The following is a 15,795-nucleotide window of genomic DNA, read 5'->3' as shown; positions in this document are numbered from 1 at the left end:
CCTGCCGTATTGAAAGTGAACTTTAAGTACATTCCCATATTAGGCAATCCGCAACTGCTCAGATTGTTCCGATATCTTCCACCCTATAAAAAGTACATCATAGGGGCTGCATTGGCCATGATTGCGGGCGGTGGAGCGTCTTCTTTGATTGCTTTGGTGCTTGGCAAGCTGACAGACATGGCTTTCTACCAACAGGATGCGGTGGTTGTTTACCTTGCTCCTGTTGCCTTACTTGGAATTTCAGTGCTTCACGGCGGAACTCAGTACCTTAGTCAGTTCCTTTTGGTACGAGTTGCTCAGGGGGTGATGCTTGAACTACGAACACTGATGTTCGAGCGGATTCTTCATTGGGGAGATGATCTCTTTATGAAGTATCGTTGCGCAGAAGTGCAGGCTAAGTTCATCAATGAAGCTTCCACAGCTCTGACCAATGCAGCAGGTGTACTCACTATCATCATTCGTGATTCCATTCAGATCGTCTGCCTTCTTGGGGTGCTTTTTTGGCATAACTGGTTACTGACATTAGTTACCTTCATCGTTGGTCCAGTTATTGCCTTAATTCTCAAATGGGTGAATCGACATATCAAGCGTTTGACAATGCAGACTCAGCAAACATTTGGCGAGCTGATCGGCACAATTCAGGAAAGCTACAGTGGTGAGCGGGTGGTTAAAGTCTATGATGGTTATGACTACGAGATCGCTCGTTTCCGTGATGTCAATGAACGACTGCGGTCACTTACATTGAAAGCGCAGAAGGTTTACTCCGCAGGAACACCGCTCACTCAATTCGCTTCAATGGCGGGAGTATCGATCGTTATCGTGTTCGCCTTGATGCAGGCTAACATGGGATTGCTTACGGTTGGGGAGTTCACGACGTTTTTGGCTGCAATGCTTCTTTTATTACCGCCGATCCGCAAACTCTCTAGTGTCAACGGTACGACAGCCGCAATGACCGCGGCGGCAGAAAGTCTTTTCCGCGTAATTGATGAACTGCCAGAAAAAGATACTGGTTCAAGGACGCTTGAAAACTATAGTGGTGCAGTAGAGTTCTGTGACGTGGGTTTTGCTTATCCTGATCAGGATAAGAGAACGATTAGCCATTTCACTTTATCAGTGAAGCCTGGGGAAATGATTGCATTAGTTGGGTCGTCCGGAGCAGGTAAATCGACCCTCATCAATTTGATTCCTCGCTTCTGGGCTCCTACTGAAGGTGAGATCTACTTCGACGGCATCGCGCAGAGTGAGCTCACTCTCAAGAGTTTGCGTAAGCAAATAGGCCTTGTCAGTCAAGATGTAACAATTTTTGATGACACAATAGCCAACAATATTGCTTATGGCTGTCGTGACAAGGTGACTCGGGAGCAAATTGAAGCTGCAGCAGAGGCTGCAGCATTGACTGATTTCATCAAAACCCTGCCGGAAGGGTTGGACTCTCCAGCAGGACCCAATGGCAACCATTTGTCTGGTGGGCAGCGGCAGCGTGTTTCTATCGCCAGAGCATTTCTTAAGAACGCACCCATCTTACTTTTGGATGAGGCAACGAGTGCTTTGGACACGGAAAGTGAAAAGCACATTCAGAAGTCGCTGGATACGCTCCTTAAGGGACGTACATCATTTGTTGTTGCACATCGCTTGTCAACCATCATCAATGCTGACCGCATTATTGTGATGAAGGATGGCGGTATCGCCGAAATTGGTACGCATGAAGAGTTGCTTGCCAAAGGCGGGTTATACAACCATCTTTATACTCTTCAGTTTTCGAAAGAGAACTGAGTCTGTTTCATGTTCATCGGGATCATTTTCGGCATCATCGCTTGTGCTCTGTGGGGGCTTGTCTACATCATCCCGCTGTGGCTCTCTACATATGACCCGATGTTGATAGCGCTGGCCAGATACACGATTTTTGGTCTTTTTTCGGCAGTACTTCTGGTTTTTAACGGAAAGTATCTGACTCAAGTTTCTAAAAAAGATTGGATTAGCGCTACTGCCTTAGGCGTGGTGGGAAATCTTTTTTTCTATTGGCTGTTGGCTTCTGCAGTTCAATTGGCTGGCGCGCCGATTGCGGGTGCTTTTACTGCGGTAATTCCAATCAGTGTGGCCATTGTGGCAAATTCTTCAGCAAGGCGGTGTGGGGCAGGAGTACCCTGGAGTAGTCTCGTCTTCCCACTCAGCTTGGTGGCTGCCGGTATGGTTTGCCTCAACTGGACGGAGTTCAGTTACTTCCTAGCAAATTCCAATGAACCTCCGGCAGGATTCTGGCTGGGTGTGTTCTATGCATTTTTAAGTTTGTTGGTTTGGACTTGGTACCCAATCAGCAATGCGAATTGGTTAATTGCGCATCCGAAAATTTCTCCAATGTTTTGGACGGCAGCTCAAGGTGCTGCAACACTGCCGACAGCAGCCATCGGTTTGGCAGTTTATGCCGCCATGACGGAGTCCTCAACTTCACTCTGGGAACCTACGCCGACACATTTTTTTATCGGCGTATTATTTTTGGGGATCGTGTGCTCTTGGCTTGCCATTTGTTTTTGGAATGATATGAGTCGCAGATTGACTCCCGCATTGGGCGGTCAAATGATTATTTTTGAAACGATCTTTGCAGTGGTCTATGCACACATTATGCGACAGGCTTTGCCTACAACATTAATGAGTGCCGGTATGGTGCTTCTTTTGGCAGGTGTTTTTGCTTCAGTGCGAGTATTTCATCGCACTGAGATTAAAGCAATGTAGAGCCTATCGGTGTATGGCAGCAGAGTGCGTTCCAAACTTTCTCTACAGAAATACTCTGCATGCAACGTGATAGTTGAGGCGGGTTGTAGTGAGCGCAGAGATGTCGAGTACAGCCTGAGCAAGGGATACCTGTGTTATCTCGTCGCACAATGGTGACGTTGCCTACTGTTTGAATATCTAAATCATTGGAATAAGGTGTTGATTGGCCGCATTTAGGCGCTGGACCCCATGCATCGACAGGCGTTGGGCCATAAAGACACACACAAGGTATGCCCGTAGCTGCAGCAATATGAGAGGTTGCTGTATCAACGCCAATATAGGCGGCTGCCCCCATGATGATTCGCGAGGTCTGTCCAAAACTGGCATGACTCGCCGCAATGAAGGTTTTTTGGGGAGGAAGCGCTTCAGTAATTTTGAGGAGATAGTCAACATCTCCTGGTCCTCCTGTAAAACAAATACCATATCCGGCTGTCATAAGCAGGTGTGCTAGTTCGATCCACTTTTCTATGCCCCAATTTTTGTCTTGGTATCGAGAATTACATTGGCATACGACGTACGACCCAAGCATATGTAACTTTGCTTGAAGGTCGGTCGATAATTCCCGATCAGGATGAATAGGACAGAGTTGAGGAGCTGTTCCCTTGAAAAATGGTCCGAGAAGAGGTTGTGTGCGTTCAAGGATTTGGCCGCCGACAAAATCTATTTGATCTGTAATCAGAATTCGTTTCCAAAGTTCCTCTAGAGATGGATACGGACGCACCATCACTTGATGCTTTGCTGCAAAGTAACCATATAGAACTGTGCAGGTACTATTCATAGTAATTAATGCCCAGTCGTATTTGTTCCAAGATGCAAGGTGGCTGCAGGCTTGTACAAACTTATTGGGGTGATGTTCAACACCTATTACATGACTAATATCCTGAATGCCTTCCAGAATGGGAGCGTTGTCCTTAAAGGTGAGCATGTCGATTTGGGCATCGGGGAAGCGGGCTTTTAGGGCTGGTGCCAAAGCAGCAGCCAAGAGGCAGTCACCAAGATAGCGAAGGGAAACGATGAGAAATTTCATGAACGTAAGATGAATGGGGCAAGAACTTGCCTAACGATTAGACCTTTACAATGTGCACACTATTCAAACGGCAAGTTGAGCATCGTCCTGTGGAACAGATACTTATCAATACTTCTAGAGAAGAAACGCGTGTCGCTATTTTAGATGACGGCCTTCTTCAGGACCTCTTTATTGAACGTGCCTGCGCTCGCGGGTTAGTCGGAAACGTTTACTGGGGACAGGTTGTTCGCGTTCTGCCGGGAATGCAAAGTGCATTTCTGGATGTTGGTCTGGAGCGTACGGCATTTCTGCACATTGCAGAGATTGAAGGAGCCAGAACGGACACTGGCACATTCAAGCCGATAGAGTCTCTTCTGCATGAAGGACAGCGTTTGATGGTTCAGGTGGCTAAGGATCCGATCGGTACCAAAGGCGCACGGCTGACAACAACGATTTCACTTGCTGGCCGTAAGCTTGTCTATCTCCCCAACGATTCTCATATTGGAGTTTCGCAGCGTATTGAGGACGCGGCTCTGCGGGAAGAACTCAGGACTCTAGCAACGACTGTTCGGCAAAAGGATGAAAAGGGCGGCTATATCGTTCGGACGTGCGCTGAAGAAGGGGCGACAGAACAGGAATTCCTTTCTGACATGGCTTATCTGGCTCGGTTGTGGGATGGCATTCGTCATCGGGCGCAGGAAGTCAAGAAGCCGACATTGCTGTACCAAGATTTGACGTTAGCTCAAAGAACGCTGCGCGATATGGTGCATGAAGGGACAGCTGTTATTGAGGTTGATGATGAGGCTGAATATGAAGCCTTATTAGAGTTTGCCAAGCATTTCGTGCCGGCGGCGGTTGACAAACTCCATCATTATGAGGGTGAGCGACCGCTTTTCGAACAGTATGACATTGATGAAGAAATTGAACTTGCACTTGGGCGCCGAGTTGAGTTGAAGAGCGGCGGATACCTTGTGTTCGACCAGACAGAAGCAATGTCGACGATCGATGTCAATACAGGCGCTTATGTTGGGAAACGAGACTTCAGCGATACCGTTTTCAAAACTAACTTGGAGGCGGCTCAAGTTATTGCTCGTCAGCTTCGTTTACGCAATCTCGGCGGCATCATCATTGTCGACTTTATTGACATGGCTAAAGACGAACACCGCGAAGCGGTGCTGAGCGAATTGCGTCGAGCTGTTTCACTCGATCGCACCAAGATGACAGTGAGCGGCTTCAATGAACTCGGTCTCGTTGCAATGACGAGGAAGCGCACACGTGAATCTCTTGCGCATACCCTCTGCGAAACTTGTCCTGTTTGCGGAGGTCGCGGAGAGATTAAGACAGCGAGAACGGTTTGTTATGACATTCTGCGCGAAATTACGCGCTTAGCGAAACTCTATAAGGAAATGAAGGAATTTCGTATTTTGGCAAGCCAAACCGTCATTGACTTACTGCTAGAAGAAGAATCACAGGCGCTCGAGCTGTTGCAGCAGGCGATCGAACGCCCCATCCTGCTGGAGGTGGAATCCGTTTATACGCAGGAGCAATGGGATGTCATCATCGCTTAAAAATAAGAAGGACAGCATCATGACTCAATCTTCAATGGGCACCCAATCTGTTGAGCCAACCTTTTATTGGTATGACTATGAAACTTTTGGCGTCGATCCGCGCAAGGACAGACCGGCGCAATTCGCCGGGCGACGCACAAGACTTGATTTTTCGCCCTTTTCGGGTGATACCGGTGAAATTTTCTACTGTCGCCCAACGGAAGATCAGTTGCCTAATCCTGAAAGCTGTCTGTTGACCGGCATTACGCCGCAATGCTGTGCAGAAAAAGGCGTTTGCGAAAGTGAATTTGCAGATTTGATCTGGGAGCGGCTCAATACTCCTGGAACCGTCAGCATTGGCTACAACACATTGGGGTTTGATGACGAAGTCAATCGCTTCCTCTTCTGGCGCAATTTTCTTGACCCGTACACTCATAGTTGGGCAAAAGGATGTTCCCGATGGGATCTATTTCCTGTTGTCTGTGCTGCATGGGCGCTTCGCGGAGACACCATCAAGTGGCCTCGTTGGGAAGATATCGATCCAATAAAGTACCCGAAGGCCGAAGGTCGTAAAGGCGTGTGCTTCAAGCTGGAGTTTTTGACAAAGGCCAACGGGATTGAACATGGTCATGCACATGATGCGCTTTCTGACGTCGAAGCCACAATTGGATTGGCGAAACTTTTGGCGGAGAGGGAGCCTAAGCTATGGCGTTGGGCTTTCGAAAATCGGACGACAGCCAAAGTGGCAGCAGCAGTATCGGATATGAAACCTGTGGTCTGGGTTACGCCTAAGTTTGGTATCGCTCGGGGATGTACGGGGATCGTAGCTTGCTTCTTTCAAGAGAAGCACGACTGTTGGATGTGGGATCTCTATTTTGATCCGACTGTATTGCAATCGCTCTCTTATGAAGAAATCAAGCAGCGGCTCTTTCCTTCGATAAAGGAGCGAGCGCAGAGTATTGAGCGGCTGCCGATCCGGCGATTGAAGGCGAATGCTTCACCGTTTGTTTGTGCAAATCTCAAAGTACTCTCTCGGGAACGGGCACAGAAATACGGCATTGATCTGGGCGTTGTTGCCGCTAATCTTCAAAAGCTTAAGACTGTGGCGCCGGCGGTACAGACCATTTTTGCGGAACTGGCTGCAGAACGGCGCACTAACGATGCTGCAGCGCCAAGCGTGGATCCTGATCGATCTCTTTATTCTGGATTTGCGAGCAGTGGAGATAAAGCGCGATTTGTTCAGATCCGCAGCTTGATGCCTGAGCGTCTCGCTGCGGAAGCTCCAAAATTTCGTTTTGACGACCAGAAGTTCGCTGAAATGCTCTTCCGCTTCCGCGCACGGAACTGGCCTGAAATGCTCTCAGCCGAAGAGACTGAACGGTGGAAGCAGTTCTGTGCAGATCGGGTCATGTCAGGACGAGACGGGATGCTTCAACTTTCCGATTATTTTGATCAGATCGATGAAGCGCAAGCAAGCGGACTCTATGATGATGAAAGACATCAACAAGTGCTCGAAGCACTTTACGATTGGGGTGAAACACTTGGGAACCGTCTGAGCGATTGAGTACGAAATAAGTCGTTTCCGTACCAATTGAGTTCATGCGCAGTACGACGAATCGTGGTTCGTCGTACTGCTGCGCGAAAGGAGAAGAATGATGGGCAGAAAAAAAATTGGTTTGACTTCGGGGCTGAATCCGCTGCCGGCTTTGAAGATAAAGTCTTGTCTGATCGGTGTCGGCGCCAAACTTGACCTGCCGGTCGAAGTGGTGGAAAGCAATGTAGAGCTTCCGCTCGATGCTCCCACACCGTGTATAGCGCTCGCAGACCGCAAGATTACGGCTCTGATTGCGCTTGAACATCTTCAGCGTCAAGGCTGTGAAGCCGCGGTGCTGGCTGACATTAAGAGTGAACCTTTTCTTGATGAGTTGAGAAAAGAGTTGGAAATGCCGATTGTTTCGCTGCTGGCAAAATTGGATGACAAAGTGAAAAGTGGCACTATCCAGACAATGGCTTGTTTGGGGACTGCTGTGCCGCAGGAATTCTTCGCAGAGCATTTTGGTACAGCGGTCAGATGGGTTTCTCCCGACGATGAGATGAAGGCAGAATTTGCCAAGATCCAAAATCCGTGCGAGGGATTGCGCCGCAATGGTTTGACGCCGGCATTTAAAGCCTACCTCGTCAAGGCCGGTCATGAACTCATGGCACAAGGCGCGGAGGTGCTGATTCCTAATTGCTCGCAGATGGCTCGTTTTGTCGAAGAACTTCGAGCTGAAGGTCTGCCCGTAGAAGATCTCCTTTCTGATGCGGCTGAAATGGCCGTTGCTTCAACTCCCGCTCGTCGGCCTAAGCCCTTTAAGGTTGGACTGATTGGGGGATTAGGGCCGGCTGCAACAGTGGACCTTTACGACAAAATTGTGAAGGCAACACCTGCCAAGACGGATCAGGAGCACATCAAGCTGGTTGTCGAACAGAATCCTCAGATTCCGGATCGCACGGCTTGTCTCTTGAATGGCGGTGAAGACCCGACGCTTGCACTTTTTCATTGCGCACAGCGACTGGAAGCTGATGGCTGCAGCACATTGATTGTGCCCTGCAACACCGCTCATGCATTCCTGCCATATCTTGAACGCTTCATCAAGATTCCGTTTATCAATATGCAGCAGGCGGCTTTGGATGAAATCCAAAACAAACTAGGCACGCGCGCCAAAATTGGATTGCTGGCAACAACGGGAACCGTGCAGACAGGTATTTATGGTGATAAAGCCAAAGCTATGGGCTTACCGATGTTTGTGCCTGATGATATGCATCAGGAGCGTGTTATGGCAGCGATTTACGGACCTCAGGGAGCGAAAGCTGGTTACACGAACGGCATTTGCCGAGAGGATCTGATTTCAGCCGCTGAATATCTGGTAAAGACTCATGGCTGCAACTGTCTCATTCTGGGCTGCACCGAACTGCCGTTGATTCTTGATGAATCCGACGATTTTGAAGTTGCCGGCAGTCGAGTCATTGTCGTCGACCCAACGGCAGCCCTTGCTCGGAAGGTGGTAAAGACTGCTGAAGATGCCTATGCCGCTACCGGTATCCGCTGATTAATGATTTGTGGCGGGGCATCTCTTGATATGTGAGGTGTCCCGCTGTTTTTTTATAGGTGTATGTAATGCAGCAGAAAAACTATCCGCAAATGCCGTCCATAAAGGTTGCATTTTTAGGTCTGGGTGTCATGGGGTATCCCATGGCGGGGCACCTGTCTCGAGCCGGGTTAGATGTATGTGTCTACAACCGTACTGCTGCCAAGGCAACTAAATGGGCCGCCGAGTTTGGCGGTCGGGCCGCTTCAACTCCCCGAGAAGCGGCGTGTGGAGCCCAATTTGTATTTGCCTGCGTCGGCAATGATGATGATCTGAGAAGCGTTGTGTTGGGGGAAAATGGGGCTCTGGCAGGTATGGATTCCGGCAGTGTGTTTGTAGACCATACTACGGCAAGCGCCGTGGTGGAGAGAGAGCTCTCCCAGAAAGCGGCTGAACGTCAGATCGGGTGGGTGGATGCTCCTGTGTCCGGCGGGCAATCTGGTGCAGAGAATGGCTGCTTAACCGTACTTTGCGGCGGTACGAATGCGGATGTCTCGGCAGCAGAACCTGTGATGCGTGCTTATGCTGCTCAAATTACGCATTTTGGTGCTGTGGGTTCCGGTCAGCTTGCAAAGATGGTGAACCAAATCTGCATAGCGGGATGTGTGCAGGGACTGGCAGAGGGGTTGGCATTCGGCATGCATGCAGGACTAGATATGCCGAAACTCATCAAGGCGCTCTCCGGCGGCGCAGCATCCTCTTGGCAGATGATCAATCGAGGAGCCACGATGGTTGAAGGTAAATTCGATTTTGGATTTGCTGTGGATTGGATGCGTAAAGACTTAGGGATTGCGTTGGCAGAAGCCGAAAAAAATGGAACTAAGCTAGATGTTGTTAAAATTGTGGATGGATATTATGAAGAAATTCAGAAAATGAATAAAGGAAAGTGGGATACATCAAGTTTAATTATTCGTTTATAAATAAAGTTGTATGACTAGATCTATTTTGGCATCCATAATTGTGCCTGTATATAATGTCGAGCCCTATATTGATCAATGCTTGAGATCTGTTCTTTCGCAAACTATATGTAATATTGAGATAATAGTAGTCGATGATTGTAGTACGGATAATTCTGCAAAGGTAGTAAAAAAATATTGCAAAATAGATAATCGAATAATTTTTTTGCAACATGATAAAAATAAAGGTCTTTCAAATACGCGAAATACCGGATTGAGTTATGCAAAAGGAGAATTTATATTCTTTGTTGATAGTGATGATTATGTTGACAATAATTACTGTGCACGCCTGATTTATGCGATCGAAAAAGAACAAGCTGATGTTGCATGCTGTAATGTAGTGAAAGTGTATGACAATGCCGTTATATCCCCATATAAAGTTCGTAATGAAAACGCACCATTCCCATCGCTTATTACGCCTCATGTGATGAATTCAATAATGAGTGTTGTATGGAATAAGGTATATAAACGACAAATTATTAATAAAGAAAAAATAAAATTTACACCTAATATTAATAATGAAGACGAGCTTTGGTGGAGGGAATACTGCCTTTTATCATCAAGGGTTGCTTGGGTAGATGGAGATGCGCTCTATTTTTACCGGTGTCGTCAAGCAAGTTTAATGAGAAAAATGACAAATTTTGAACGAAGTTATAATATGTTCGAAATTTCTAAACGCTATTTGGCATTTGCTAAAAAAAGCAAGCGCGAAGATTTTATTAGAGATTCGTATACGCTTTATTTTTCGAGCTCTATACAATATGACTCTGTTCTGGATGAAGCAGCTGGGAGGGTTGTGGAATCTGAGTTGGCTAATTTTATTAAGAATAATGGATTGTCGCCACAAAGTTTTAGTAATCCATTTTTAATTGAAAAGGCTACCACTTTCTTGCGGGATGGCTGGAAGACGCGCTTAATATTAAAAGGTCTTATTGAAGTTAAGAGAAGATTGAGTAGTACCGTCATTAATGCTTTTGGTATTCCGCAATTTGTGAAGATTTCTTATTCTGCAAGGAAAGTGAGGGTTTTGCTTTTTGGGAAAGTGACGCTATATTCTAAGTTTATAGATGAGTGTGGTGCTGTTAAGTATCGTTTTTTGGGGATTGTGGTGTAGTCAATGGCTATTCAAATTCCAATATTGATTGACCCTTCGCAAATATGGGTTGATAGCAGAGGGTCGTTTACGGAAAGCTATAATCAACGTAGGTTAAGCGAAATTGGTATAGATGATATTTTTGTTCAAGATAATGAAGTTTCATCTTGTTATGGTGTTATTCGGGGATTGCATTTCCAGTCTCCGCCGTTCTCTCAGAGTAAACTGATTCGCGTAGTGAGTGGGGAAATATTAGATGTGGTTGTAGATATTAGGAAATATTCTCCTAATTATGGCAATGTGTACAGGTTTATTCTAACAAGCGATAATAGGAATCAATTGTATATACCAAAAGGGTTTGCACATGGGTACTCTGTGCTATCTTCAAGTGCTGTTGTGTTATATAAGTGTGATAATTTTTATAATTCGTCTTTTGAAGGCGCTATAAATGCCCTCGATTCTTCGTTAAATATAAATTGGATGGTGCCAAAATCTAAGATTCTTAGATCTGTGAAAGATGTGAAGGCGAAAGATTTTGAATATTATTGTTCGAATCCTGTTTTTCTGCATAAATTTGAGACTACATAGTGATTGCTATTACTGGTGTAACCGGTCAGCTAGGAAAAACTATGCTGACAACACTTAAGCGAAGGGGAATACTGGGACTAGGGTTTGATCGGCATGAGCTCAATATTGCGGATCAGAATGCAGTCGTTCAGAATCTCCGGCCTGGTGTTTTTGACTGCATTATTAACTGTGCTGCATATACGGCTGTTGACGAAGCCGAAGATCACTCCAGGGATGCCATTGCGGTTAATGCAACCGCGCCAAAATATCTAACGGATACGGGTATTCCCATCATTCATGTCTCTACTGATTACGTGTTTGACGGCAGGGCAAGGCAGCCGTATGAGGTTGACAGTCAAACCGCACCGATGTCAGTTTACGGGCGCAGTAAACAAATGGGGGAGGCCGCACTTTTGACCTCAAAGGCTTGTGGCTGCATCATTCGTACTTCTCGCTTGTATTCACCGATTGCAGGAACGAAGAGTTTTTTTCAAACAATGCTTCAACTGCTTTCCGAAAGACAGTCGCTCGACGTAGTTAGTGATCAGTTCAGTGCTCCAACCTTGGCAGAAGATTTGGCAGATGCTCTCGTAGAGCTTTACCTGCAAGGCGCACATTTGCGATCCATGCAGGTGCTGCACTTTACAAATACCGGTGAGACCTCTTGGCATGGCTTTGCCTCAGCAATCCAGGAAAAGATAGGAACGACCTGTAAACTTAAGGCAGTCCCGGCAGTTCAGTATCCGACGAAAGCACGGCGTCCACACTACAGTGTGTTGTCTCTGCAAAGTCTTCAGGCTTGGCGAATTAAGCCCCGTTCATGGCAAGACGCTCTTACTGAGGCTTGTGTGCAGTGCGGCCGAATTAAGTCTTAATTGTTATGGAAACGATTTTGATCACCGGCGGCGCCGGTTTTATAGGTACGAATTTTGTAGAGTATTTCGCTCGAAAATATCCAGCATATCGTTTGATCGATCTGGATGCGCTGACATATGCTGCTAATAAAGAAGCTTTTCCTCGACAAGCTAAATTGTCGAATGTCATTCCAATTCACGGCGATGTTTGCGATGAATCAGCTGTCAGAGATTTGATGGAGGAATATGACGTTACTGGTGTAATTCATTTTGCTGCAGAAAGTCATGTCGACAATTCCATTGCTGATCCGATGCGTTTTGTGTTCACCAATATTCACGGTACGACTGTGATGTTGGATGCTGCTCTCCGGTATTGGCAACGTACGGGACGGTTAGCGTCGTCGCGCTTTCATCATGTTTCGACTGATGAGGTTTTCGGCACATTGGGAGAGAGCGGTTTTTTTGACGAAAATAGTGCTTATGCTCCCAACAGCCCTTATTCGGCAAGTAAAGCAGCCTCCGATTTGATGGCTCGTTCTTACGCCAAAACTTATGGGATGAACGTGACCTTGTCCAATTGCTCAAACAACTATGGACCCTGGCAACATGATGAAAAGCTCATTCCAACGATCATCCGGCGTTGTTTGGCTCATACCCTAGTGCCTCTGTACGGCAATGGTCTCAACGTGCGTGATTGGTTATGGGTAAATGATCACTGTCGAGCGCTTGATTTGATTTTTCATCAAGCGGCACCGGGTGCTCGTTACAACGTGGGAGGGCATTGTGAGCGAAGCAATCTGGCTATTGCTGAAGGAATATGCAGACTGCTCGATGAGATGCACCCATGGAGCGGTCATCAATACCGAGAGCTCATCACCTTTGTTGACGATAGGCCAGGACATGATTTCCGATATGCCGTCGATGCGCAAAAACTTGAACGAGATCTGGGGTGGAAGCCCGCAATGCCGTTCCTTGTCGGACTGAAGCAGACTGTGGAGTGGTATCTCGCACGGTATCAGGCGGCAGGGGAAATTTGATTGAAATGTGCCGTGATCTCCGAATGAGGGATCTGACGGCGGTAAAATCAAAAATTCAACACAATTCAATATCAGAGGTTCGCCAAGCGGTGAAACCTCATTTTTTCCCTCTTGGAATTCGGCGATGAGTGAAATCACGGAAGCTCAGACTGGGCGCGCAACCAACTTCATCCGCAACATTATTGAAGAAGATCTTGCTGCCGGCGTGAATCAACCCCGGCTCTGGTGCGGGCATCCTGCGCCTTATTCCGAACAGGCCGCCAATGGGGTGCCTGATCCGGCCAAAATTCGTACGCGCTTCCCGCCGGAACCGAACGGTTACCTGCATATTGGGCACGCCAAGAGCATCTGCCTGAACTTCGGTCTGGCGCGTGACTACGGCGGGCGCTGCCATATGCGCTTTGACGATACCAATCCGGTGAAGGAAGATCAGGAGTACGTTGACGGCATTCTTGACAGCGTACGTTGGCTCGGTTTCACGTGGGAGCATGGTGGAGAGAAAAATCTCTATTTTGCAAGCTCTTACTTCGAATACATGTATCAGTTTGCAGAGCATTTGGTGCGCACTGGCTACGCTTATGTCGATGAGCAGACTGCAGACGAAATGCGTGACAATCGCGGCACGCTGAAGGAACCCGGCAAAAATTCACCGTATCGTGATCGCCCGATTGAAGAAAACTTGCGACTCTTCCGTGAAATGCGTGAGGGCAAGCATGCGGAGGGCTCCATGGTGCTGCGGGCGCGCATCGACATGGCCAGTCCCAACATGAATCTCCGTGATCCGGCGATCTACCGCATTCGTTTTGCCGAACACCATGCAACGGGAGACAAATGGTGCATCTATCCGATGTATGCGTTTGCGCATCCGATTGAAGATTCGCTTGAAGAAATCACGCATTCCATTTGCACTCTGGAATTTGAGGATCAGCGTGCTTTCTATGACTGGGCGCTTGAGCGCGTGGTTCCGGTACTGCGCACGCCGCAGTTCGAGGAAGCCAAGGCTATCCTCATGCAGATGAAGGACAGTACGCATCCCAAAGCTGCTGAGTTTGCCGCTGCTTGCTTTGCAGCTCGCGAAAAACTCGGCCAAAGTGCTGTGGAGCAGAATGCTGCAAGTATTCTCAATGTATGGACGAATGGCGTCCCGGATGTGTCTGACGCTTCAGTCAAGGCACTTTTTGAACTGCTCACAGATCATCCTGAACACTTCACACCGCTTCTTCAGTCGGCGCTTTCTGCTGTTATTCGTCCCAACTTTTTCCTGCTTTCACATCAGTATGAATTCAATCGTCTGAGTCTCACCTATGTTGTGGTGAGCAAGCGTAAGCTCATTCAGCTGGTGAAGGAAAAGTATGTCGATGGTTGGGATGATCCTCGCATGCCGACCATCATTGGCCTGCGTCGACGCGGCTATACACCTCAAAGTATGCAGATGTTTGCTGAGCGCTGCGGCATCTCAAAGGTGTCTGGCGGATGGATCGATTACAGCGTTCTCGAGCAGTGCCTGCGCGAGGATCTCGAAGGCTGTGCACATCGCCGTATGACTGTGATGAAACCGTTGAAGCTCATTATCGACAATTACCCCGAGGGGCAGTCTGAAGGGCTTGTTGCAGAGAATCACCCGCAAAAGCCTGAAATGGGTTCCCGCAGCATCACGTTCTCTCGTGAACTCTGGATCGAAGAAACCGATTTTGCTGAAGTGCCGCCAAAGGGTTTCCGTCGTTTAACGGTGCCGGCGGACGGTTCTCCTGCTAAGCCCGTGCGCTTGCGCTACGGGTATGTGATCGTTCCGACGTCTTTTGAAAAGGATGCAGAGGGGCGTGTGACGGCTGTTCACGCGAATTATCTCCCCGAGACCAAGTCCGGCACGGAAGGCTCAATGTCCGTGAAGACCAAGGCTACGATTCATTGGCTGGATGCCCAGACAGCCCGTGCGGCGGAATTCCGGGTGTACGACCGGCTCTTTAATGAGCCGAATCCTGAAGCGGGCGAAGGAACGTTCCTTGATCATCTAACCCCCAACTCCAAGACGATTCTTCAGGGTTATGTGGAGCCTTGCACTGCTGATGCAGCCAATGAAGAGCGTTTCCAGTTTGAGCGTACGGGATACTTCGTTGCTGATCGTAAGGATCATGCTCCAGAACATCCGGTCTTCAATCTCTCTGTGGGTTTGCGCGACTCTTGGGGGAAATAATTCGAAAGAATTAATGCGAGGGGCCTAAGCAGCAAATGAGATTTAACCCGTAGATTTCATTTTTCACTGTGATAATATGACCCGTCAGCTGAGCTGGCGGGTTTTTACTGTCGGCTCCTGAAGCAAAGACTTCTGCCGGAATCGGTTTTAAAGAGTTCCAGGCAAGTCACCGCACACAAATACTCGAGGAATTTGACATCATGAAGAAGATCATCGTCGCTACCGCTGCCGCTCTGCTCGCCGTCGGTGCCCAGGCTGCCACCTACAAAGATGGCTCCTACACGGGTGAAGGCAAGGGCCGCGAATCCGTGATCACCGTTCAGGTCGACGTTAAGGGCGGCAAGATTGCCGACGTCAAGGTCGTCAAGCACGGCGAAACGGAAATGATCATCGCTGCTCCGATCGAACAGATGATTCCGGAAATCGTCAAGAAGAACGGCGTTGAAGGCGTTGACTCCGTCGGCGGCGCCACGCTGTCGTCCGAAGGCATCAAGGCTGCCGTTAAGGACGCCCTTTCCAAGGCCCAGTAATTCGGCTTAAGGACAGCGGCTTCTCCGGAAGCCCTGAATCCGAAAAGGAGGATTCTCGCATCTGCGGCGTCCTCCTTTTTTGTTGTCTGAGCTTCCTATCTCTGTTCTGAT

General features: G+C 48.0%; 13 protein-coding genes. 12 read left to right on the top strand and 1 reads right to left on the bottom strand.

Annotated features, from left to right (window positions below; all coding sequences use genetic code 11):
• Positions 1 to 15: 15 nt before the first annotated feature.
• Positions 16 to 1,773, top strand: coding sequence for a lipid A export permease/ATP-binding protein MsbA (gene msbA, locus DES29_RS08340; RefSeq protein WP_021995669.1), 1,758 nt, complete (start codon positions 16 to 18; stop codon positions 1,771 to 1,773).
• Between the two features lie 9 nt (positions 1,774 to 1,782).
• Positions 1,783 to 2,730 carry a DMT family transporter gene (locus DES29_RS08335; protein ID WP_021995670.1) on the top strand — a complete coding sequence of 316 codons (948 nt, stop codon included), beginning with the start codon at positions 1,783 to 1,785 and terminating at the stop codon, positions 2,728 to 2,730.
• Here DES29_RS08335 and DES29_RS08330 read toward each other — a convergent pair.
• Positions 2,717 to 3,796 carry a glycosyltransferase family 9 protein gene (locus DES29_RS08330; protein WP_113854735.1) on the bottom strand — a complete coding sequence of 360 codons (1,080 nt, stop codon included), beginning with the start codon at positions 3,794 to 3,796 and terminating at the stop codon, positions 2,717 to 2,719. The two genes, DES29_RS08335 and DES29_RS08330, sit on opposite strands and share 14 nt — an antisense overlap.
• Positions 3,797 to 3,846: 50 nt before the next feature.
• Between DES29_RS08330 and rng the strand changes: the two genes are divergently transcribed.
• The 10 genes from rng (at position 3,847) to DES29_RS08280 (ending at position 15,684) form a co-directional block, all read left to right on the top strand.
• Positions 3,847 to 5,343: a ribonuclease G gene (gene rng, locus DES29_RS08325; protein ID WP_021995672.1), complete on the top strand. Its 1,497-nt coding sequence runs from the start codon at positions 3,847 to 3,849 to the stop codon at positions 5,341 to 5,343.
• A gap of 19 nt (positions 5,344 to 5,362) precedes the next feature.
• Positions 5,363 to 6,886: an exodeoxyribonuclease I gene (gene sbcB, locus DES29_RS08320; protein ID WP_236578857.1), complete on the top strand. Its 1,524-nt coding sequence runs from the start codon at positions 5,363 to 5,365 to the stop codon at positions 6,884 to 6,886.
• A 91-nt stretch (positions 6,887 to 6,977) separates the two neighbouring features.
• Positions 6,978 to 8,414 carry a cysteate racemase gene (cuyB, locus tag DES29_RS08315; protein ID WP_021995674.1) on the top strand — a complete coding sequence of 479 codons (1,437 nt, stop codon included), beginning with the start codon at positions 6,978 to 6,980 and terminating at the stop codon, positions 8,412 to 8,414.
• A 68-nt stretch (positions 8,415 to 8,482) separates the two neighbouring features.
• Positions 8,483 to 9,373 (top strand): NAD(P)-dependent oxidoreductase, encoded by an 891-nt coding sequence (locus DES29_RS08310; RefSeq protein WP_021995675.1) that lies wholly within the window; start codon positions 8,483 to 8,485, stop codon positions 9,371 to 9,373.
• A 10-nt stretch (positions 9,374 to 9,383) separates the two neighbouring features.
• Entirely contained in the window at positions 9,384 to 10,523 is a 1,140-nt protein-coding gene (locus DES29_RS08305; RefSeq protein ID WP_113854733.1) for a glycosyltransferase family 2 protein, read from the top strand.
• A gap of 3 nt (positions 10,524 to 10,526) precedes the next feature.
• Positions 10,527 to 11,090, top strand: coding sequence for a dTDP-4-dehydrorhamnose 3,5-epimerase (gene rfbC, locus DES29_RS08300; protein ID WP_113854732.1), 564 nt, complete (start codon positions 10,527 to 10,529; stop codon positions 11,088 to 11,090).
• Positions 11,090 to 11,944 carry a dTDP-4-dehydrorhamnose reductase gene (gene rfbD / locus DES29_RS08295; RefSeq protein ID WP_279016137.1) on the top strand — a complete coding sequence of 285 codons (855 nt, stop codon included), beginning with the start codon at positions 11,090 to 11,092 and terminating at the stop codon, positions 11,942 to 11,944. Before rfbC ends, rfbD begins: the two co-directional genes overlap by 1 nt.
• A gap of 5 nt (positions 11,945 to 11,949) precedes the next feature.
• Positions 11,950 to 12,960 (top strand): dTDP-glucose 4,6-dehydratase, encoded by a 1,011-nt coding sequence (gene rfbB, locus DES29_RS08290; RefSeq protein WP_021995392.1) that lies wholly within the window; start codon positions 11,950 to 11,952, stop codon positions 12,958 to 12,960.
• A gap of 124 nt (positions 12,961 to 13,084) precedes the next feature.
• The gene (locus DES29_RS08285; protein WP_021995391.1) at positions 13,085 to 15,154 is read left to right on the top strand and encodes a glutamine--tRNA ligase; all 2,070 of its coding nucleotides are present in this window, start codon (positions 13,085 to 13,087) and stop codon (positions 15,152 to 15,154) included.
• 200 nt (positions 15,155 to 15,354) lie between these two features.
• Positions 15,355 to 15,684 carry an FMN-binding protein gene (locus tag DES29_RS08280; RefSeq protein WP_005432403.1) on the top strand — a complete coding sequence of 110 codons (330 nt, stop codon included), beginning with the start codon at positions 15,355 to 15,357 and terminating at the stop codon, positions 15,682 to 15,684.
• Positions 15,685 to 15,795: the final 111 nt, after the last annotated feature.

The sequence above is a fragment of the Sutterella wadsworthensis genome (genome assembly GCF_003315195.1).
Lineage (GTDB): Bacteria > Pseudomonadota > Gammaproteobacteria > Burkholderiales > Burkholderiaceae_F > Sutterella > Sutterella wadsworthensis.
The sequence above is the reverse complement of the archived record's forward strand: the minus strand, read 5'-3'. Positions and strand labels throughout refer to the sequence as shown.